17 protein-coding genes and 1 tRNA gene are annotated in these 18,586 nt (G+C 72.4%); 10 read left to right on the top strand and 8 right to left on the bottom strand.

Features of this window, described 5'->3' with window-relative positions:
- The first annotated feature begins 102 nt into the window (after positions 1 to 102).
- Entirely contained in the window at positions 103 to 2,682 is a 2,580-nt protein-coding gene (locus GA0070618_RS09610; protein ID WP_088981335.1) for an ATP-binding protein, read from the top strand.
- Between the two features lie 289 nt (positions 2,683 to 2,971).
- Here GA0070618_RS09610 and GA0070618_RS09605 read toward each other — a convergent pair whose 3' ends face one another.
- On the bottom strand, positions 2,972 to 3,511 hold the full coding sequence (locus GA0070618_RS09605; protein ID WP_088981334.1) for a MarR family winged helix-turn-helix transcriptional regulator: 540 nt from the start codon (positions 3,509 to 3,511) through the stop codon (positions 2,972 to 2,974).
- A 524-nt stretch (positions 3,512 to 4,035) separates the two neighbouring features.
- Between GA0070618_RS09605 and GA0070618_RS09600 the strand changes: the two genes are divergently transcribed.
- Positions 4,036 to 5,514 (top strand): glutamate--cysteine ligase, encoded by a 1,479-nt coding sequence (locus GA0070618_RS09600; protein WP_088981333.1) that lies wholly within the window; start codon positions 4,036 to 4,038, stop codon positions 5,512 to 5,514.
- A gap of 10 nt (positions 5,515 to 5,524) precedes the next feature.
- Here the strand turns inward: GA0070618_RS09600 and GA0070618_RS09595 are convergent, their stop codons facing one another.
- On the bottom strand, positions 5,525 to 6,970 hold the full coding sequence (locus GA0070618_RS09595; protein ID WP_197701738.1) for a hypothetical protein: 1,446 nt from the start codon (positions 6,968 to 6,970) through the stop codon (positions 5,525 to 5,527).
- A gap of 422 nt (positions 6,971 to 7,392) precedes the next feature.
- Between GA0070618_RS09595 and GA0070618_RS34600 the strand changes: the two genes are divergently transcribed.
- On the top strand, positions 7,393 to 7,896 hold the full coding sequence (locus tag GA0070618_RS34600; protein ID WP_231931677.1) for a PASTA domain-containing protein: 504 nt from the start codon (positions 7,393 to 7,395) through the stop codon (positions 7,894 to 7,896).
- Here the strand turns inward: GA0070618_RS34600 and GA0070618_RS09585 are convergent.
- Together GA0070618_RS09585 and GA0070618_RS09580 are read right to left on the bottom strand one after the other, a co-directional pair.
- Complete coding sequence (locus GA0070618_RS09585; protein WP_088981331.1) at positions 7,865 to 8,326, bottom strand: hypothetical protein; 462 nt, start codon at positions 8,324 to 8,326, stop codon at positions 7,865 to 7,867. The two genes, GA0070618_RS34600 and GA0070618_RS09585, sit on opposite strands and share 32 nt — an antisense overlap.
- A gap of 98 nt (positions 8,327 to 8,424) precedes the next feature.
- Positions 8,425 to 8,712 carry a hypothetical protein gene (locus GA0070618_RS09580; RefSeq protein WP_088981330.1) on the bottom strand — a complete coding sequence of 96 codons (288 nt, stop codon included), beginning with the start codon at positions 8,710 to 8,712 and terminating at the stop codon, positions 8,425 to 8,427.
- A gap of 699 nt (positions 8,713 to 9,411) precedes the next feature.
- Between GA0070618_RS09580 and GA0070618_RS09575 the strand changes: the two genes are divergently transcribed.
- The 3 genes from GA0070618_RS09575 (at position 9,412) to GA0070618_RS09565 (ending at position 11,158) form a co-directional block, all read left to right on the top strand.
- Positions 9,412 to 10,293, top strand: coding sequence for a helix-turn-helix domain-containing protein (locus GA0070618_RS09575; RefSeq protein WP_088985408.1), 882 nt, complete (start codon positions 9,412 to 9,414; stop codon positions 10,291 to 10,293).
- Positions 10,263 to 10,484 (top strand): DUF397 domain-containing protein, encoded by a 222-nt coding sequence (locus tag GA0070618_RS09570; RefSeq protein ID WP_088981329.1) that lies wholly within the window; start codon positions 10,263 to 10,265, stop codon positions 10,482 to 10,484. The genes GA0070618_RS09575 and GA0070618_RS09570 overlap by 31 nt, the downstream gene beginning before the upstream one ends.
- A 263-nt stretch (positions 10,485 to 10,747) precedes the next feature.
- On the top strand, positions 10,748 to 11,158 hold the full coding sequence (locus GA0070618_RS09565; RefSeq protein WP_088981328.1) for a hypothetical protein: 411 nt from the start codon (positions 10,748 to 10,750) through the stop codon (positions 11,156 to 11,158).
- On the opposite strand, the gene GA0070618_RS09560 is transcribed toward GA0070618_RS09565, so the two are convergent.
- Positions 11,123 to 11,749: a hypothetical protein gene (locus GA0070618_RS09560; protein WP_088981327.1), complete on the bottom strand. Its 627-nt coding sequence runs from the start codon at positions 11,747 to 11,749 to the stop codon at positions 11,123 to 11,125. The two genes, GA0070618_RS09565 and GA0070618_RS09560, sit on opposite strands and share 36 nt — an antisense overlap.
- Before the next feature lie 212 nt (positions 11,750 to 11,961).
- On the opposite strand from GA0070618_RS09560, the gene GA0070618_RS09555 reads away from it, so the two are divergent.
- On the top strand, positions 11,962 to 13,515 hold the full coding sequence (locus tag GA0070618_RS09555) for a S8 family peptidase (protein WP_088981326.1): 1,554 nt from the start codon (positions 11,962 to 11,964) through the stop codon (positions 13,513 to 13,515).
- A gap of 55 nt (positions 13,516 to 13,570) precedes the next feature.
- On the opposite strand, the gene GA0070618_RS09550 is transcribed toward GA0070618_RS09555, so the two are convergent.
- The 3 genes from GA0070618_RS09550 to GA0070618_RS09540 form a co-directional block, all read right to left on the bottom strand.
- Positions 13,571 to 14,374: a WecB/TagA/CpsF family glycosyltransferase gene (locus GA0070618_RS09550; protein WP_088981325.1), complete on the bottom strand. Its 804-nt coding sequence runs from the start codon at positions 14,372 to 14,374 to the stop codon at positions 13,571 to 13,573.
- Entirely contained in the window at positions 14,371 to 15,444 is a 1,074-nt protein-coding gene (locus GA0070618_RS09545; protein WP_088981324.1) for an NAD-dependent epimerase/dehydratase family protein, read from the bottom strand. Before GA0070618_RS09545 ends, GA0070618_RS09550 begins: the two co-directional genes overlap by 4 nt.
- 115 nt (positions 15,445 to 15,559) lie before the next feature.
- Positions 15,560 to 15,642: transfer RNA gene (locus GA0070618_RS09540), tRNA-Leu, on the bottom strand.
- A gap of 211 nt (positions 15,643 to 15,853) precedes the next feature.
- Between GA0070618_RS09540 and GA0070618_RS09535 the strand changes: the two genes are divergently transcribed.
- The 3 genes from GA0070618_RS09535 to GA0070618_RS09525 are packed head-to-tail and all read left to right on the top strand — an operon-like array spanning position 15,854 to position 18,564.
- Positions 15,854 to 16,642, top strand: coding sequence for an FhaA domain-containing protein (locus GA0070618_RS09535; RefSeq protein ID WP_088981323.1), 789 nt, complete (start codon positions 15,854 to 15,856; stop codon positions 16,640 to 16,642).
- 6 nt (positions 16,643 to 16,648) lie between these two features.
- Positions 16,649 to 17,137 (top strand): FHA domain-containing protein FhaB/FipA, encoded by a 489-nt coding sequence (locus GA0070618_RS09530; RefSeq protein WP_088981322.1) that lies wholly within the window; start codon positions 16,649 to 16,651, stop codon positions 17,135 to 17,137.
- Entirely contained in the window at positions 17,134 to 18,564 is a 1,431-nt protein-coding gene (locus GA0070618_RS09525; protein ID WP_088981321.1) for a BofC C-terminal domain-containing protein, read from the top strand. Before GA0070618_RS09530 ends, GA0070618_RS09525 begins: the two co-directional genes overlap by 4 nt.
- Positions 18,565 to 18,586 lie beyond the last annotated feature (22 nt).

Raw genomic sequence — 18,586 nt, 5'->3', positions numbered from 1 at the left:
CGCTGATCAGATCAGTGCCACTGTCGGATATCCGGTGACCCTCGGTCGGCAGCACGACGGTCGGCTGTCGAACGTCGCACCCTGTCCGTACTCTTCCTGCCCATGACTCCCGATCATGGTCGTTCGCGGAGTTCGGCCGGGGACGCCGTCCTGCCGGCACTGCTGCGCGGGCACCGGCTCGCCGCCGGCCTCACCCAGGCCGAGCTGGCGACCCGGGCCGGAATCGGCGTACGCACCGTTCGTGACCTGGAGCGAGGCCGGTCGTCGCGACCCCAGCGGACCACCGTCGACCTGCTCGCCGAGGCCCTGGCGCTGAGCGGTCCGGATCGGGCCGCCTTCCGCGCCGCCGCCCGTGGCCGCGTGCCGGCCGAACCGTCCGAGGAGGCCGCCCCGCCGGCGGCCGTGCTGTCGCCGGCCGGGATCGCTCCGGCCGCAGTCGCCCCGACGCCCTCCGTGCCGGTGGCCCGTTCCGGGTCCGAGGAGACCGACCCGTTCTGCGGACTGTCCGTGGACCTGCCGCCCCCGGTCGACCTGATCGGTCGGGCCCACGACCTCACCGAGCTGACCCGGCTGCTGTGCCGTGACCGGACATCCCTGGTGAGTCTGGTGGGGCTGGCCGGGGTCGGGAAGTCCGCGCTCGCCCTGGCGGTCACCCGGCAGGTGGCCGACCGGTATCCCGGCGGGATCGCCGGGGTGCTGGTCGGTGAGGGTTCCGACGCCGGTTGCGTGCTCTCGGCGGCGGCGGCGGTCTTCGGCGTCACCGGCCCGGCCGACCTCGTCGCCCGGCTCACCGGCGTTCCGGCGCTGCTCCTGGTGGACGCGGTGGAACGGGCGCCGGAGGCGGTGGCCGAGGCCCTGGACCAGCTCACCCGGGCCCTGCCCGAGCTGCGGGTGCTCGCCACCGGCCGGCACCCGGTCGGCCTGCCCGGTGAGCGGGTCTGGCCGGTGCCCCCGCTCGACGTGCCCCCGGACGACAAGACCGGGTCGGACCCCGAGGTCCTGGCCGGCTATCCGGCGGTACGGCTCTTCACCGCCCGCCTGGCGCAGGTGCGCCGGGAGCCACCCGCCCCGGAGGAGTTGCCCGCCCTCGCCGCACTGGTCCGTCGCCTGGGCGGCCTGCCGCTGGCCATCGAGCTGATGGCGGCCCGGGGCCGGATCCTCGACCTGAACGAACTGCTCGACCGGTACGGCGACCGGGTCCTCGACCTGGCTCCACCCCCGCACCCCGGAGAGGCGGTCGCGGTGACCCTGCGGGAGGCGGTCGCCACCAGCTACCGCCTGCTGGCACCGGACGAGCGGGCGGCGCTGCGCCGCCTCGCCGCGTTCCGCAACCGGTGGTCCGTCGGCCTGGCCGAGGAGATGCTCGCCGGGGACGGCCCGGCGCCGTCCACCGACCCGGTGCCGTTGCTCGACCGCCTCCTCGAACTCGGCCTGCTGAGCGTCCGGGGCACCGGGTCGCTCCGGTTCCGGCTGCTCGACGCGGTGCGGGACTTTGCCAGCGAGCAGCTGGTGGCGGCCGGCGAGGAGACCGACGTGCGCCGCCGGCATGCGCAGATCGTCCTGCGGCTGGTGGCTCGTGCCGAGCCGGAGCTGACCGGCCCCACGATGATCGGTGCGCTGCACCGGCTCGACGAGTTGACCAGTGACATCGTGGCCGCCCTCAGCCACGCCTCCGGCGACGACCCGCACACCGCCCTTCGCCTGGCCGCGGGTCTGTCCCGCTGGCTGCGACTGCGCGGGCGGGACGGGGCGGGGCGGCAGTGGCTCCGCCGGCTGCTGGCCGATCCGCGCACCGCCGACGCGGAACCGGCGGTACGGGCGTCGGCGGCACTCGCGCTGGCCCGGCTCACCGCGGTGCACGGTGTCGACCCGGTGGACGTCCCGGCGGCCCGGGACGCGCTCGCGGTCTTCCGACGTCTCGGGGACGTGGCCGGGGAGCTGGACGCGCGGGGCGTCCTCTGCACGCTCCTGATCTGCGTCGGCGCACACGACGAGGCCCGCGAAGAGGCGGAAGCCACGCTGACGATGGCCCGGCGACACGACCGGCCACGTGACATGGCCGTCGCCCAGCGCAGCCTGGCCTGGCACGACGTCCGGGCCGGTGACCTGACCGGGGCACGGCGACGGCTGGCTGCCGTCGACCGGTTGGCGGGCCAGTGCGGAGAGCAGCGGATCCGGGTGCTGGCCCGGACGGACCTGGCCGAGGTGGCCCGACTGGAGGGCCGGTACGCCGACGCGGTCGAGCACGGGCGGCGGGCCCTCGCGGCACTCGTGGAACTCGGCGAGCCGGGGCACCGCCGCCGGGCGCTGGGCACGGTGGGGCTCGCGCTCGCGCAGGACGGGCGGTTCGCCGAGGCGGGTGAGGTGCTGGCGGAACTCCGGGCGACCGTGCCGGCGCAGTGGGGCCCCGACCGCGTCGAGGACGGCTTCTCCGCGCTCCTGGAGGCGACCATCGCGCTGCACCGGGGCGACCGGGAAGTGGCGGCGGAGTGGTTCGCGGCAGCGGCGGAGGCGGTCGGCCGGGGCCGGCGCGGTGCCGTGGAGGCGCTGGTCGGGCTGGCTGCGAGCACCGGCGACGGCACACTGCTCGACCGGCTCGACACGGTCTGCCGGGAGAACGGGATCCGGCTGCTGCCGCAGGAGGAGGCGTTGCTCTACGCCCTGACGGTGGCCCGCTACTGAGGCGGGGTGCGCCGCCGGCCGGTCCGGTGTCCGGTCGTCGTGCGGTTTCGGCTGGTCGGTGGTGGTCGTCCGGGAAGGCGCGAGCGAAGAAGCCCCCTTTGTGGTGCTACCCCTCGCTCATCGCTCGCGCCGTCACCCCCCGGTATCCCCGCTGAAGGAAGGTTAGCCGGGACCCTTCGACGCGGTTGTCCATTTCCTCCGGGAAAATGGTGGGCGTCGGTCAATTCTGCCGGTCGTTCTGCCGGTGCGCGCCCCCGCTGCCACCGACCGTGCGACCGCCGCAGTTCCGCTAGCGCCGCCGTCCGGAACGGACAACGGAATGCTCCGAATCCGCCGTTTCCTCGTCGCCGGTATCGGCGGCCTGGCTGCCTGCGATGGCACCCGGGTGCACCGCGTCGCGGACCTTGCGGAGGGCGTGCAGCAGCGCCTCCAGTTCCTGCGGTTCGAGCTGACCGGTGAACCACTGCTCGATGATCTTCAAATGGCCGGGCAGGGTCTCGTTGAGCCGGTCCAGGCCCGACCGGGTCACCACGGCGTACGAGCTGCGACGATCGGAGGGGCAGGCCCGGCGGCAGAGCAGACCGTCCCGTTCCATGCGGTCCACCACCCGGGTCACACCGCTGGTCGACAGCGAGGTCTGTGCGGCCAGATCGGTCATCCTCAGTTGGTTTCCCGGGGACCGGGCGAGTCGGGTGAGCACTTCGAATTCGACAGCGGAAAGGCCGTTTTCCTCGTATTGCGTGGCGAATCGGGTCGACAGCCCGGCATGTGCCTCGACGAGAAGGCCGACGGCGGTGATCCGGGGGTCGTCGAAGACGTTCTTGGTCACTCGGGCATCCTATCAGTCATTGACTAGGAGAATTCTGCGTAGCGGATAGCTGTTAATGCAATTAACTGGCCGGGTGGCCCGGGTTGGCGATCCGGGCGCCGGCACCCACTGGACGCCTGGAGGCGGCCATTTCGTCGCGCGACACCACCATGCTGGACCAAGGTCACAAGTGGATCGTGTTTCGCTGGTCGGACGCGGTCGGGCGGAACGTCTCGGGCGACTCCAAGGCATCAATGCCTGTGGATAGAAGGTAGGGTGACCGTACCGGAGGGCCGGGTCGGGTGCGGCGGGGCGGGTGCGATTTGTCACGGGTTGCTCGTTGATCGTCCTGTGCCGTACCGACCGGAACCGGGTAGGGATACGGCGGACGCCTTCCCGCCGGGCCAGGGCAGCGACCCGTGTCGAGCACGGGTCGCAACCGCTGGTGCCGGCGTGGGCGGCGCTCCTAACGTGGAACTTCACAACGCGCCGTCGCCGGCCGTCCCCTCGGACCGGGTCGACTGCGCCTCGCGCCGGGAGGACAGATGGGCAGAGACGTCGCGCAGGGCGCCTTCTCCCGAGAGGACCGGGTCCGCTACCGGCAGAAGGTCCGACGATGTCTGGACGTGTTCGCGCTGATGCTCGACGACTTCGGCTTCGACGCGGACCGTCCGATGACCGGACTGGAGATCGAACTCAACCTGGTCGACTCGGCGGCGGAGCCGGCGATGCGGAACGACCAGATCCTCGCCGACATCGCCGATCCGCTGTTCCAGACCGAGCTGGGCCGCTTCAACCTGGAACTCAACGCCAACCCCCGGCTGATCGGCGGGCAGGGCTTCACCGACTACGAGAAGGACCTGCGGAGCAGCCTGGACCGGGCCGGTGAACGGGCGGCGAGGTCCGACGCCACCATCGTCATGGTCGGGATCCTGCCGACCCTGACCGAGCGGCACCTGGTGGCCGACAACCTCTCCACCGACGAGCGCTACCGGGTGCTCAACGCCCAGATCGTGGGGGCCCGGGGCGAGGACATCGAACTCGACATCCGGGGTGTGGAGCGGTTGCAGACGCACACCGACTCGATCGCCCCGGAGGCCGCCTGCACGAGCCTCCAGTTCCACCTCCAGGTCGCCCCGGACAGCTTCGCCGACTACTGGAACGCCTCCCAGGCCATCGCCGGGGTCCAGGTCGCGGTCGGGGCGAACTCGCCCTACCTGTACGGCCGCCAACTCTGGGCGGAGACCCGGATCGCCCTCTTCGAGCAGGCCACCGACACCCGGCCGGACGAACTGAAGGCCCAGGGGGTACGCCCCCGGGTATGGTTCGGGGAACGGTGGGTGACCTCCATCTTCGACCTGTTCGAGGAGAACGTCCGGTACTTTCCGCCGCTGCTGCCGATCTGCGACGACGAGGACCCGGTCGACGTGCTGCACACCGGTGGGGTTCCCGAGTTGAGCGAGCTGCGCCTGCACAACGGCACCGTCTACCGCTGGAACCGGCCGGTCTACGACATCATGGACGGCCGCCCGCACCTGCGGGTCGAGAACCGGGTGCTGCCCGCCGGTCCCACGGTGGTGGACATGCTGGCCAACGCCGCCTTCTACTTCGGGCTCGCCCGCGGCCTAGCCGAGTCCGACCGTCCCATCTGGAGTCAGCTCACGTTCAGCTCGGCCGAGGAGAACTTCCACGCCGCCGCCCGGCGCGGCATGGGCGCGGTGCTGCACTGGCCACGCCTGGGTGAGGTGCCGGTGAGCCAGCTGGTGCTCGACGTGCTGTTGCCCAAGGCGGCGACCGGCCTGGACCGGTTCGGTGTCGACCCGGCGGAGCGCGACCGGCTGCTCGGCATCATCGAGCAGCGCTGCCGGACCGGCCGTAATGGTGCGGTCTGGCAGACCGAGACGGTCTGGGCGGCGGAGCGGCACCGGGGCATGGACCGCGACGCGGCGCTGCACCACATGGTCCGGCGCTACGCCGAACTGCAACGCACCAACGAGCCGGTGCACACCTGGCCGGTCGACTGAGTCGCGCCGGTCAGTCGTGGGGCCGCCGGGTCGCGGCGCGGCCCCGCGCCCGGGGCTCCGTAGCCGTTCCGGCGGCGGGGGACGTGCGGGAGTCGTCGTCCGGTCCGGCCGGACCGGGTTCGACGAGGGACTCGCCGGGGGCTTCGGTCGACCCGGCCGCCCCGGTGCCGGACTCCGCGCCGGTGGTCGACTCCTCCCGGCGCTGCCGGGGCACTCTCGACGTCGACCGGTTGGCACGACGGCGCGGCGTGCCGGCGTCGGCGGCAGGGGCCGCCGCCGGGTCGGCGGGGGAGTCCGCTCCGACCCCGGTGGCACCGGTCCCGACCTCGGCGGCATCTGGAGCAGGGTCGCCCGGGGCCGGGCCGTCGGCGGGGAGCGCGGTGCCGGCGACCGGGGTGGTCCCGGTGTCATCCGCCGCTGTGGTGCGTACCTCGGCACCGGTCACGTCGATGGTGGCCGCGGCATCGGTCGCTGCGACGTCGGCAGCCGTGGCACCGGTCGCATCGGCGTCGGCGTCCGCTGCGGCATCGCCTGCGGGGCCGGTCGCCGTGGCGGCGGTCGCCGCGTCCCGTCGCTGGGCCAGGGCGGCGACCAGGACCGAGCCGGCGATCCCGGTGACCACCGCGTACGCGGCGACGAACTGCGCGGTGAGCTGCTCGGCGCGGAGTTCGGGCAGCCGGGGAACGGTCAGCAGGTAGGCGACGGCGACCAGGAGCGGCCCCGCCGCCCCGGAGGCCGCCGCCCCGACGCGTCGGTACGTCGACCGGGCGGCTCGCCGCGCCGCCAGTGCGCCGATGACCAGGGCCGAGCCGAGCGGCAGCGCCACCGCCAGCCAGGAGAGGTAATCATCGGCCCGGATCCCTGGACGGTCGGTGACGAGCTGCCAGAACCCGAGTTGGGCGCTGACCATCCCGCGACCCGCGAGCACCCCGTCGACGACCGCGACCACCGCGAGCGTCCAGAGCCAGCCGATGCTGGCAAAGATGTTGGCCGCAACCGGGGGCGAGCGTTGGGCCCAGATCGCGACGAGGAACCCGACCAGCAGGCCCGCCCCGGTGTACGCGGCGGCCATGGTCTGCGGCGCGGTCGTGTCGGTCGGGACGGCCGCGCGGGCCGGCACCGCCACGAGCAGCACGGTCACCAGCGCGCCGAGAGCGGCGGCCAGGGCGGACGGGACACCGCCCGGACGGCGGTTCCGGGCATGGGCGCCGACGGTCGGCCGCCGGGCCAGGCGACGTGCCCCCACCGCTCCGGCGATGGTCGAGGTGGCCGCGATCCAGGTGGCCCAGCCCAGGCTCGCCGCCCAGAGTGTCCCGGCCGACCCGTCGACTCCCGGGTCCGGGGGCGTCCAGCTGACGATGCCCAGCCCGTACCCGAAGCCGAGTTGAGCGGCACCCGTACCGGCGGCGATACCGAACGCGGTCGCCGGCGTTCCTCCCCAGCCCCGTACGGCCATGCCGGGCAGCGTAACGTCCCGCGGCCCGTCCGGCGACCTGTCGTACCCCCACCTTTCGCGACTTGTCGGCGTTAAGCAGTTAGTTCGGGGTGTTGCGGGCCGGATGTCCGCCCGGCCGGGAGGGACGTGCCATGGGCGACGACCGTCAGGAGCCGTGGACCGGAAAGGTCCCCGAGAATGGTTCACGACCGTCGGAGGGCCGTCCACCGCCAGGGCGTCCTCGGAACGGCGTGGAGGGGGCACCGGTCGGGCACCGGGAACCGATGGCGGGACCGTCGACGCCCGCCGGGGGGCCCAACCGGGCGCGACCGCCGACCGCCGCCTGGTCCGGTCGGGCCGAGGTTCCGCCGCCGAGGTCGGCCCGGCACCCGGAGGCCCCGGGCGAGTGGTACGTCGAGGAGACGGGCGACCGACGATGGTGGATGCCGATCCTGGTGGCCTCGGTGGCGCTGGCCGTCCTCGCCATGCTGGGTGTCGGCCTGTGGCTGATCGTCCGGAGCGGAACGCCGCCGGCGCCGCTGCCCTCACCCAGCGCGGTGCCGACGACGACCGGACCGCCCACCCCGCCGGGCACCGGGGCGGCGACCAGTCCCGCCCGGGTTCCCATGCCGGACCTGGTGGGGCTGCCCCGGTCGGTGGCCGAGGCCACGCTGGACCGGTTGGGACTGGGTTACCGGTCGGAGTTGCGCCGGTCGGACCGGCCGTCCGGGACGGTGATCGGGACCGAGCCGCAGGCGGGTGAGGGCGTGCCGGTCGGCACCGACGTCACCCTGGTCGTCTCCGAGGACGGCGGGGCGTCCCGTCCGTCGGGTGCCTCTCCGACGCCGGCCCGCACCCCGAGTGCCACGCCGAGGGCCAGCCGCACTCCGACCGCCGGCGCGACCGGACGAGCGGTCACCACATCCGGCGGCGCGACCCCACCATGACCAGGCCGGTCAGCGAGATGGTCAGCCCGAGCAGGCCGGAGAGGACCAGGGACCGGTGGAGGGTCTCCGTCGGGTCGCCCGGTGTGCCCGGTCCGGCACCCGGTGCCCGGGCCAGGGGGCGGGCCTCGGTGGCCGGGCCGTCCGGCGGCTCCGACCCGGTGGACGGGGAGAACCCGTCGGCCTGTTGCCCCCCACCCGTCCCGGGCCGCTTGCCCGTCGGTTCCAGGTGTCCGCCGTCGACCGCCGGGGGCTCGCCGTACGCGGACGGGACCGGCGGAGGCGGCGCAGCCGGTCGGGTGGTGGAGTGGGCCGGAACCCGGACCACGACGACGAGCGCCGTCACGGTGCCGATCAGGACGAGCAGACCGACGGTGTAGCTGACACGGGACAGGGAACGCCGACGGACAGCGGTGCGGTTCAGCATGGTCATCCCAGGGTCAGGGTCCGGGACGTGCGGGGTCTCACCTGCCGGGGTGGGCCCGTCCAGTCTATCGGCGCCGCCCACCCCGTACCCCGCAAACGCGCAGCTCAGCCCACGCGGACCGGGGTCCGGGTCGCGGGCCGTCGGGCGGTCCGGACGGTGTGCGGCCGGGGGTCGGGCGCGGCCTGCACCCGCACCAGACCGGCGCGTTGCACGAAGATCGACCTTCGGCTGACCGCGTCCCCCGCGGCGTTCAGCTCGTAGCCGTCGAGCCAGAGCCAGCCGTCGAAGGCGGGCCAGTCCAACACACGGATCACGCGGAACAGAATCGACCGGCGAAACTGCACACTCGCCGCACGAGTCACGTGCAGTACGTCACCAGAGCGGGGAAGCACATCGGCTCCTGTGAGGGATCGGCCGGCGAACGGGCCGGCGGGAGGCATGAACGGGAGGCCGGCCCGGACGCGGTGGTGCCGCTGGGGCGGACCGGCATGGTGAGGTGGGCTGGTCGGGCCGATTCGCGGTGGCGACTCGCGCCCGACCAACACCTGGGTGCTTCCGGTTACCGCTCCCGCCGCCGAAGCCGACAGGCGTCCAGCGGCGAGGTCCTAACCCCGGAGGCGGTTCTGTTTGTCCTGGTCGGGTGGGATCCGTCTCGTCCGTCCGCGACGCGCCGACCGCGCTGCGGAGCCAGATCGAAACGGTGCGTAACCCGAGCCATGCGGACAGACTGCACCAGTGGCCGGAGACATGCAAGTTGCACGTCGACTTTTGCCAATACCTGAACGCTCGGCCCGCCGGGCGCCCTCGATCGTCGACGCTTGATGCCGTGGTCAGGGAACCGGCACACTGGACGCCGGTTTTTTGCCGCCGCGGCCGGCTGATGACCGCAACCATCCCCCGCCGCGAACGATCGCCCGCCGGTCGACGGTCGCGCCCTCGGCGGGCGAGCCAGTACGGGCGCGATCGACCGGAGGTACCCCGGTGAGCGCGAGAAGTGCTTGCGAGCCCCGACGCCGTACGACGCGGACCGGGACACCGCGCCGACGGAGCGAGTCGGCGGGGCGTACGGCAGTGGGGAAGGGGGCGACCCGGTGAGTGAGCGCCGGAGTCCGACGATCCGGCGTCGGCGGCTCGGCGCGGAACTGCGCCGGTTGCGGGAGGGCGCGGGGATCACCATCGAGGCGGTGGCCGACCGGTTGGAGTGCTCGGCGTCGAAGGTCTCGCGCATCGAGACCGGCCACACCTCGGTCACCCCGCGCGACGTGCGGGACATGCTTGCGATCTACGAGGTGTCGGAGGCCGAGAGCGAGGAGCTGGTGCAGATCGCCCGGGAGGCGCGCCAGCGGGGCTGGTGGCACCCGTTCAGTTCGGTGCTCTCCGGGGCGTACGTCGGACTGGAGGACGCCGCCGGGTCCATGCGGGCGTACGAGCAGCAGGTGGTGCCGGGACTGCTCCAGACCGCCGACTACGCCAAAGCCATGATCGAGTTGGCCCGTCCGGACATGCCCGCCGACGAGGTGGAGCGACGGGTGCGTGTCCGTTCCAACCGCCACTCGTTACTGACCCGGGACGTTCCGATCGATCTTTGGGTGGTGCTCGATGAGGCGGTGGTGAGCCGGCCGGTGGGCAGTGACGAGGTGATGCGTGCGCAGATGGCCCGGCTGGTGGAACTGGCCGAGCTGCCGAACGTCACCATCCAGGTGCTGCCCTTCCACGTCGGGGCTCATGCGGCCATGGACGGCTCGTTCACGATCCTCGACTTCCCCGAGCCCGGTGATCCGGATGTGGTGTACGCGGAGAATGCCATGGGCGGGCTCTTCCTCGAGAAGAGCGACGAACTCCAGCGCTACAACTACATCTTCGACCAGATTCGAACCCAGGCCATGCGACCGGAGGCGTCCATCGCACACATCGCAGAACTGGCAGAGGAGCCGTTGTGGAAATGGCGACCAAGAGGGTCCCCGCGGACCTGACGCACGCATCGTGGTTCAAGAGCTCGCGCAGCGGGCCGAACTGCGACAACTGCGTGGAGGTGGCGTTCGTGACCGGGGCGGTCGGGGTCCGTGACTCGAAGGACCCGACCGGGCCTGCCCTGGTGTTCGCCCCCGGTGACTGGCTCGCCTTCGTCGGCGGCACCAGGCGTGAGGCGTTCGGCCGCGGCTGAACCGCCTGGCGTGGCGGCGGTGGAGGACCGGCTCCGGTCGAGCCTGCACCGTCGCTCGGTGTGACAGTGCGGCGCGGTTCCCCGCCCCGGCGACAGGCCGGGACGGGGAGCCGCGCCCTCGTCGTGTCCGCAGTGGATCCGGGTCCCGCGACGGTGTCCCGGAACCCGTCGCCACTTCCGTCCCACCTCGTTGTACCTCTCGTCATCGGCCGGCCGAGCGGTCGGCCAGGGCGGATCCGCAACCGAGCGAGGCAGGTGGACGGATGACGACGATCGGATCAGAGAACCTCACCAACGGGCCGGGCAAGCCGGAACGGTTCGGCGGCAAGTACCGCGGTGCCCGCCGGGACACCGTCCTGACCGAGGTGGTCTCCACCGACCCCGACCTGGGGGGCCGGGAAAGCGGCAGCGCCGTCCCGCCCGACCAGGCCGGGCCGCTGTCCCTGCCGTCGTTGGACACCAACCCGCTCACCGAGCCGTCGTTCCCACCGACCGGTTGGCCGGTCGAGCCCAGCGAGGCGCTGGCGGACCATCCGCTCCTGCGCGGCCTGCTGCTGGAGCTGCCGCCCCGGGGCAGCGTGCCGCCGCCCGGCTGGTTGGACCGCTGGTTCGAGGCGACCCGGGCGATCCTGGAGCTGCTATACGTGCAGGGTGGTGGCGGTCGCGGGCGCTGAACCCGTCGCGGCCTCCCTGCCGGCCGGTCCGCCGGTGCCGGCCAACGCCCGGGTGGCGAGCCGGCTGTGCCGCAGCGCGTGCCGTACCCCGATCACCGCGATGCCGAGCAGGCCCAGGGTGAGGGCCGGACCGGCGAGGGTGCCGGCCTCCGGGCCGGGGCCGCCGGTGGCGACCACGGCCGGCACCGTCGCCAGGCCGGTGACCTGGATAGGGAGCCCGACCAGCGGATGGGCCGCGTAAGCCCGCAGGCCGGGTGGCACGGGTACCCGGGGTGCGGTGGCGAACGCTCCGGCACCGGCCCGGAGCCGGTGCAGCCGGCGTACGGTGCTGCCGGCGACGACCAGCGCGGGGAGCACCGCCAGCGTGAGCCCGGCGGTGGCCCGGTCGGCCCGGGTGGGTCCGGCGGTGCCCAGGCCGGCGAGCGCGACCGACGCCATCAGGCCGAGGCCGGACAGGCTCAGGACGATCAGCCACCCGGTACGCCGACGGAGGGCGCGGACCCGGTCCAGCCGGGGCAACCCGTCGGCGACCAGACCGGCGGCGACCCAGACCGCCGCGATGGGCAGGAGGGCGACGAGGTGGCTGTCCATACCGGACAGCCTTTCCCGTTCCGCGATCCGCCGAATCCGGTCCACCCCCGGTTTCGTCCGGCGGATTCCCCGTAGGGGCCATCCGGTCGCGTTATAGATACTTCGATATGTTTCGTTGAACGTGGGTTGCGGCCTAGCCTTCAGCTTGATCGGCGATCTTCTATCTCCCTCGAATGGGGGGACGGTGTGCCGGTCGGAGGGGAGGTAGGGAGATGCGTCTCCCACGCAGGTCGATTCTGGTCGGGGTGGCTGCCGTTTCGATGGCGGCGACCGCAACGCCGGCCCTGGCAGCCGAGCCGGTCGGCAACATCCTGAAGGCCGGCGGAGCCACCGCCGTGGCCGACAGCTACATCGTCGTGTTCAAGGACGCCATGGTCGCGCAGACCACGGTGCGCGACACCGCCAAGCGGCTGGTCGGCAAGCACGGCGGTCAGGTCGCCCGGACCTACAGCGCCGCGCTGCGCGGCTTCGAGGTGCGGGTCGACGCGAAGACCGCGGCGCGGATCGCGGCGGACCCCGCCGTCGCGTACGTCGAGCAGAACCACACGGTCAGCATCGCCGCCACCCAGGCCCCCACGCCGTCCTGGGGCCTGGACCGGTCCGACCAGCGGGCGCTGCCGCTGGACAACTCGTACACGTACCCGGGCACGGCGGACAACGTCACCGCCTACATCATCGACACCGGCATCCGGACCACGCACACGGACTTCGGTGGCCGGGCGACCTGGGGCACCAACACGGTCGACAGCAACAACACCGACTGCAACGGGCACGGCACGCACGTCGCCGGCACCGTCGGCGGCACGGCGTACGGCATCGCCAAGGGTGTCGACCTGGTCGCCGTCAAGGTGCTCAACTGCCAGGGCAGCGGCACCAACGCCGGTGTCATCGGCGGCGTGGACTGGGTGACCGCGAACGCGCAGAAGCCGGCCGTGGCCAACATGAGCCTCGGCGGTGGCGCCAACGCGACGCTCGACACCGCGGTCCGCAACTCGATCGCCTCGGGTGTGACCTACGGTCTGGCCGCCGGCAACAGCAACAACGACGCCTGCACCGGCTCGCCGGGCCGTACCGCCGAGGGCATCACGGTCGGCTCGACGACCAACACCGACGCCCGGTCGTCCTTCTCCAGCTTCGGGACCTGCCTGGACATCTTCGCGCCGGGCTCGTCGATCGTCTCGGCCTGGAACACCAGCGACACCGCCACCAACAACATCAGCGGCACCTCGATGGCGACCCCGCACGTGGTCGGCGCGGCGGCCCTGGTGGTCGGGGCCAACCCGACCTGGACCCCGCAGCAGGTCCGGGACAAGCTGGTCAACGACGCCACCAACGGCGTGGTGACCAACCCCGGCGCCGGCTCGCCGAACAAGCTGCTCTACGTCGGTGAGGGTGGCGGCGGCCCCGTCGACCCGCCCACCGGCTGCACCGTCACCAACGACACCGACGTGGCCATCCCGGACCCGGGCACGGCGACCAGCTCGATCACCATCGCCGGCTGCGACCGGGCCGCCTCGGCCAGCTCGACCGTCGCGGTGAACATCGCGCACACCTTCCGGGGTGACCTGATCATCGACCTGATCGCTCCGGACGGCACCGCGTACCGGCTGAAGAACAGCAGCTTCCTCGACGGTGCGGACAACGTGGTCGCCACCTACACCACGAACCTGTCGAGCGAGGCGGCGAACGGCACCTGGAAGCTCCAGGTGCGGGACGCCTTCCGCAACGACAGCGGCACCATCAACACCTGGACGCTGACCGTCTAGGCGTCACCACCGCAGGGGCCCCTCCGACCGGAGGGGCCCCTCGCGTGTGCGTCGGTCAGACCGCGAAGCTCGACGGGCGCTCGGTGGACGGCGCCGGTGGGCGGGCCTTCCACAGGCCGGTCTTCTGGGCCGCGAGCCGACCCAGGTAGGCGGGATTGAGGATCACGTACCGCTTCCAGAGCCGCTTCGGCTCCAGCCCCAGCCGCCAGAACCACTCCAGCCCGGCCCGCTGCATCCACGGCGGCGGCGTACGCAGCAGCCCGGCGTGGTAGTCGAAGGCCGCGCCGACCGCCATCATCGGCATGTCCAGCAGCGGACGCATGGCGTACGTGAAGATCTCCTGACGCGGGCAGCCCAGCCCGACCAGGACGAGCCGGGCCCCGCTGGCCCGGATGCGGTCGGCGATCTCGACGTCCTCGCCCGGCTGCACCTGGCGGAACTTCGACGGCTCCACCCCGGCGAGCTTCAGGTCGGGGAACATCCGCTCCAGCGCGGGGATGAGCCGGCCGAGGGTCTCCTCGGTCGAGCCGTAGAGGTAGACCGGCAGCCCCTCGGCCGCGAACCGGGCGAGCACGTGCAGGGTGAGCTGCGGACCGTAGACCCGGTCGGTCAGACCGGCCGAGTGCAGCAGGTTGAGCGCCCAGCGCACCGGCTGGCCGTCCGGGGTGACCACGTCGAAGGAGTTCAGCCGGGCGTTGTGCGCCGGGTCGAGGACGCCGGTCATCACGCCGTGCACGGCCAGCGCGGTGAGCGCCAGTGGCCGCCGCTCGTGGGCGGCCCGGACCACCTCCTCGGTGGCGGCGGCGTAGTCGGTGGCGTCCACCAGGACGCCGAGCACGTTGCGCTTGCGCGAGGTCATGACTGCGGCACCCACTTCTCGACGTTGGCCTCGTGGATCTCGCGGAGGATCATCGGTACGTCGTAGACCTGCTTCCAGTCCGGGTAGTCCCGCTGGAACGCCTCGTTCGACCCGATCCACCACTTGTGGTCGCCGACCCGGTTCGCCTCGACGTACTCGGTGATCATCTCCTGGCCGGTGATCTGCTCGGCCAGCGCGAACGCCTCCCGGTGGGAGGTGTTCGAGTGCCGGCCGCCGCCGAGGTTGTACACCGCCGCCGAGCGCGGGTTGCGGAAGAACGCCTCGAACGCCGAGACCACGTCCGAGCTGTGGATCGCGTCCCGGACCATCTTGCCCTGGTACCCGAAGATCTTGTACGTCCGGCGCTCCATGTTGCAGCGCATCACGTAGCCCAGGAAGCCGTGCAGCTCGGTGGCCGAGTGGGCCGGGCCGGTCAGCGTGCCGCCCCGGAAGCAGGCGGTCCGCATGCCGAAGTAGCGACCGTACTCCTGGACCATCACGTCGGCGGCGACCTTGGAGGCCCCGAAGACCGAGTGCAGGCACGCGTCGATCGACATGTCCTCCCGGATGCCCTGCTCGTACGGGTGGCCCGGCTCGATCTCCCAGCGCGTCTCCCGCTCCACCAGGGGCAGGCTGTTCGGCCGGTCGCCGTAGACCTTGTTGGTCGAGCAGTGGATCACCGGGGCGTCGATGCAGTGCTCCCGCACGTTCTGCAGCACGTTGAGCGTGCCCGCCGCATTGACGTCGAAGTCGGTGAAGGGATCCCGCACCGCCCAGTCGTGCGAGGGCTGCGCGGCGGTGTGGATCACCACGGCCACGTCGCGGCCGTACCGGCGGAACAGCGCCGCCAGCGCGTCCCGGTCCCGGATGTCGATGCCGTGGTGCGAGTACGCCGCGCCCAGCTCGTCGGCAAGCCGGCGTACGTTCCACGCGGTGGACGCCTCCGCGCCGAAGAACTCCTGCCGCATGTCGTTGTCGATGCCGACCACGTCGAGGCCGAGACCGGCGAAGTGCCGAACCGCCTCCGAGCCGATCAGACCGCCCGAACCGGTCACCACCGCGACACTCACACGCCACTCCACGGGTCGAAAGGGGGCAGACAAACCACCGGAGCATAACGTGACAGTCTGTGCCGCCCCGTAGACGCGGCGAGGGCCCCGCTGCTGCGGAGCCCTCGACTTATCGTGGGGAAGGAGGGAGTTGAACCCTCACGCCCTTTCGGGCACACGGACCTGAACCGTGCGCGTCTGCCATTCCGCCACTTCCCCGTGGCATGACCCGGATCACTCTAATGCGTGCCGCCCTCGGTGTTGCCAGTGGGGGTGGCGCGAACATCGTACGTGCTCCCGGCCGTTGCCGCGATCGGTTACCGTTCGTGGCGGGGAGAAGAGTAGCACGACGATCAGGGCCCGTCCGAACGGGCCGACAGCAGACGGCCGAGCGGCGTGTGAGCTGCGCGAGCGACGGCCGGATACCATCATGTCCTCGGGACCCGAGGAGGAGCCGGTGAGCGTGCTGCAACGCTTCGAGAAGCGTCTGGAAGGCCTGGTCGAGGGAGCCTTTGCCAAGGTCTTCAAGGGTGTAGTCCACCCCGTGGAGATCCTCAACGCCATGCAGCGGGAAGCTGAGGCGCACAAGGCGATCCTGGCTGGTGGGCGCACCCTCGTGCCCAACCGCTACGTGATCGATCTCTCGCCGTACGACCACAGCCGGCTGGCGCCGTACGCCGCCGCGCTCGCCCAGGAGCTGGCCCAGTCGCAGGCCGAGTTCATCGGCGAGCAGGCGTGGACGGTCTACGGCGACGTCATCGTCGAGATCGAGCGCGGCGAGGGGCTGGACACGGGGATGTTCCGGGTCACGGCCGAGGTGTACACCGGCGGCGAGGTGGCCCCGGTGTCGGCGCCCGGCTACGACGCCGGTCCGCCCGGATACCCGGCGTACGACCAGGGCGGCGGCTACGGCCCGCCCCCCGGCCACGGTGGCGCGCGCAACGTCCGGCTGGTCTCCGGCGACGGCCGCACCTACCCGCTCCAGATGGGCTCGACGGTCATCGGCCGGGGCGACCAGGCCAACCTGCGCCTGCCCGACGTCGGGATCTCCCGCCGGCACGCCCGGCTGGACTTCGACGGCGGTCAGGTCGTGCTCACCGACCTCGGCTCGACGAACGGCACGATGGTCAACGGCCAGCGGGTCTCCGCCGTCGCGCTGAACCCGGGCGACATGATCCAGCTCGGCACCACCACCCTGACCTTCCGCGTGGACGGCTGACCCGCCTTGCCCGAGCTTGTCATCACCGTCGCCCGGTTCGGGTTCCTCATCCTCCTGTGGATCTTCGTGTTCACGGTCGTGGGGGTGATCCGGCGGGACCTCTTCGCGGGGGCCCGCTCCGGCCGGCTGGTGGCCGCGCCCCGTGCGGTCGGCGCCGCCACCAACCAGGCGGCGGCGAAACCGGCGAAGGTCAAGCGGGGGCGGGCCGCCCACCAGCTCGTGGTCACCGCCGGTCAGCTCGCCGGCACCCGGATCACCCTGGGCGAAGCGCCGATCACCATCGGCCGGGCGGAGGACTCCACCCTGGTCATCACCGACGACTACGCTTCCGCACGCCACGCGCGGCTGCTGCCCCGTGACGGGCAGTGGTTCGTGGAGGACCTCGGCTCGACTAACGGCACCTACCTGGATCGCGCTAAGGTCACCGGACCAACCCCCGTCCCCCTCGGCGTGCCGATCCGGATCGGCCGCACTTCTCTCGAATTACGGCCATGACTCTGACCCTGCGCTATGCGGCCCACAGTGACCGCGGTCTGATCCGAGACGGTAACCAGGATTCCGTCTACGCCGGACCGCGGCTTCTCGCCGTCGCCGACGGCATGGGCGGCATGGCCGCCGGTGACGTCGCCAGCAACATCGTCATCGGTGCCATGGCGCCGCTCGACGAGGACGTCCCCGGGGACGCGCTCGTCGACGCGCTGCGACAGGCCGTGGACACCGCCAACCAGCAGCTCCGCGACACCGTGGACGCCAATCCCCAGCTCGAGGGGATGGGCACGACACTCACCGCCATCCTCTTCTCCGGCACCAAGCTCGGCATGGTGCACATCGGTGACTCCCGGGCCTACCTCCTTCGTAACAACGAGTTCGCCCAGGTCACCAAGGACGACACCTACGTCCAGATGCTCGTCGACGAGGGTCGGATCAGCGCGGAGGAGGCGAGCAGCCACCCCCAGCGCTCGCTGCTCACCCGGGCTCTGGACGGCCGGGACATCGACCCGGAGTACAGCGTCCGACAGGTCCTTCCCGGCGACCGGTACCTCATCTGCAGCGACGGCCTCTCCGGCGTGGTCAGCGCGGAGACCATCGCGGACACCATGCGCGAGTACACCGACCCGCAGCAGTGTGTCGAGCGGTTGGTGCAGTTGGCGCTCCGCGGCGGCGGGCCGGACAACATCACCGTGATCATCGCCGACGCGACCGACCACGACATCGTCGAGGCCAGCCCGATCGTCGGCGGCGCGGCGGCCCGTGACCGGGGCATGGCGACCTCGGCGGACGTCTCCACCCCGGCGGCCCGTGCCTCGGCCCTGAACGCGCCCCGGCCGTCGGCTCCCGAGGAGCCCCCGGCGAACCGCGACGACGAGCCGGAGCGTCGCCGACACCGGCCGGTACGCACCGCCCTGCTGCTGGTCGTCCTGCTCGCCATCCTCGGTGGTGGCCTCTTCGCCAGTTGGAGCTACACCCAGCGGCAGTACTACGTCGGCGCCACGGACGACGGGCAGCTCGCCGTCTTCCAGGGCGTGCCCGGGCAGATCGCCGGCCTGGACCTCTCCAACGTCCACCGCACCAGTGCCGCCGACCTGGAGGATCTCACCCCCGCCGCCCAGGAGCGGGTCAAGCAGGGCATCCAGGCCAAGAGCGAGTCGGACGCCACCCGGCGGTTGGCCGAGCTGACCGACGACGACCCGGCCAACCCGAACCTGAAGCCCATCTGTCCGCCGAGCCCCACCGCCACCCCCGGCCCGACCACGCCGGCACCCACGCCGACCCAGGCCAGCCCGGCGGCCGGTGCCCAGGTCACCCCGACGCCCTCGGCCGTGCCGAGTGCCACCCCGACTCCGACCCCGACCCCGGACGCCCTGCCCACCGATACGGTTCCGTCGGTCCCCGAACCGGCGGGATGTCGGTCGCCCGAGTGAGCGCCGGCCCGACCCCGAGGAT

This window comes from Micromonospora echinospora, assembly GCF_900091495.1.
Classification (GTDB): Bacteria; Actinomycetota; Actinomycetes; order Mycobacteriales; family Micromonosporaceae; genus Micromonospora; species Micromonospora echinospora.
This window is presented reverse-complemented; position numbering and strand designations above follow the sequence as displayed.

Bases quoted from the DNA above. Each gene is read 5' to 3' on its own strand.
- GA0070618_RS09555 (WP_088981326.1), top strand. From the start codon at position 11,962: ATGCGTCTCCCACGCAGGTCGATTCTGGTCGGGGTGGCTGCCGTTTCG.
- GA0070618_RS09570 (WP_088981329.1), top strand. From the start codon at position 10,263: ATGGCGACCAAGAGGGTCCCCGCGGACCTGACGCACGCATCGTGGTTC.
- GA0070618_RS09560 (WP_088981327.1), bottom strand. From the start codon at position 11,749: ATGGACAGCCACCTCGTCGCCCTCCTGCCCATCGCGGCGGTCTGGGTC.
- GA0070618_RS09535 (WP_088981323.1), top strand. From the start codon at position 15,854: ATGTCCTCGGGACCCGAGGAGGAGCCGGTGAGCGTGCTGCAACGCTTC.
- GA0070618_RS34600 (WP_231931677.1), top strand. From the start codon at position 7,393: ATGCCGATCCTGGTGGCCTCGGTGGCGCTGGCCGTCCTCGCCATGCTG.
- GA0070618_RS09550 (WP_088981325.1), bottom strand. From the start codon at position 14,374: ATGACCTCGCGCAAGCGCAACGTGCTCGGCGTCCTGGTGGACGCCACC.
- GA0070618_RS09525 (WP_088981321.1), top strand. From the start codon at position 17,134: ATGACTCTGACCCTGCGCTATGCGGCCCACAGTGACCGCGGTCTGATC.
- GA0070618_RS09565 (WP_088981328.1), top strand. From the start codon at position 10,748: ATGACGACGATCGGATCAGAGAACCTCACCAACGGGCCGGGCAAGCCG.
- GA0070618_RS09610 (WP_088981335.1), top strand. From the start codon at position 103: ATGACTCCCGATCATGGTCGTTCGCGGAGTTCGGCCGGGGACGCCGTC.
- GA0070618_RS09595 (WP_197701738.1), bottom strand. From the start codon at position 6,970: ATGGCCGTACGGGGCTGGGGAGGAACGCCGGCGACCGCGTTCGGTATC.
- GA0070618_RS09585 (WP_088981331.1), bottom strand. From the start codon at position 8,326: ATGACCATGCTGAACCGCACCGCTGTCCGTCGGCGTTCCCTGTCCCGT.
- GA0070618_RS09600 (WP_088981333.1), top strand. From the start codon at position 4,036: ATGGGCAGAGACGTCGCGCAGGGCGCCTTCTCCCGAGAGGACCGGGTC.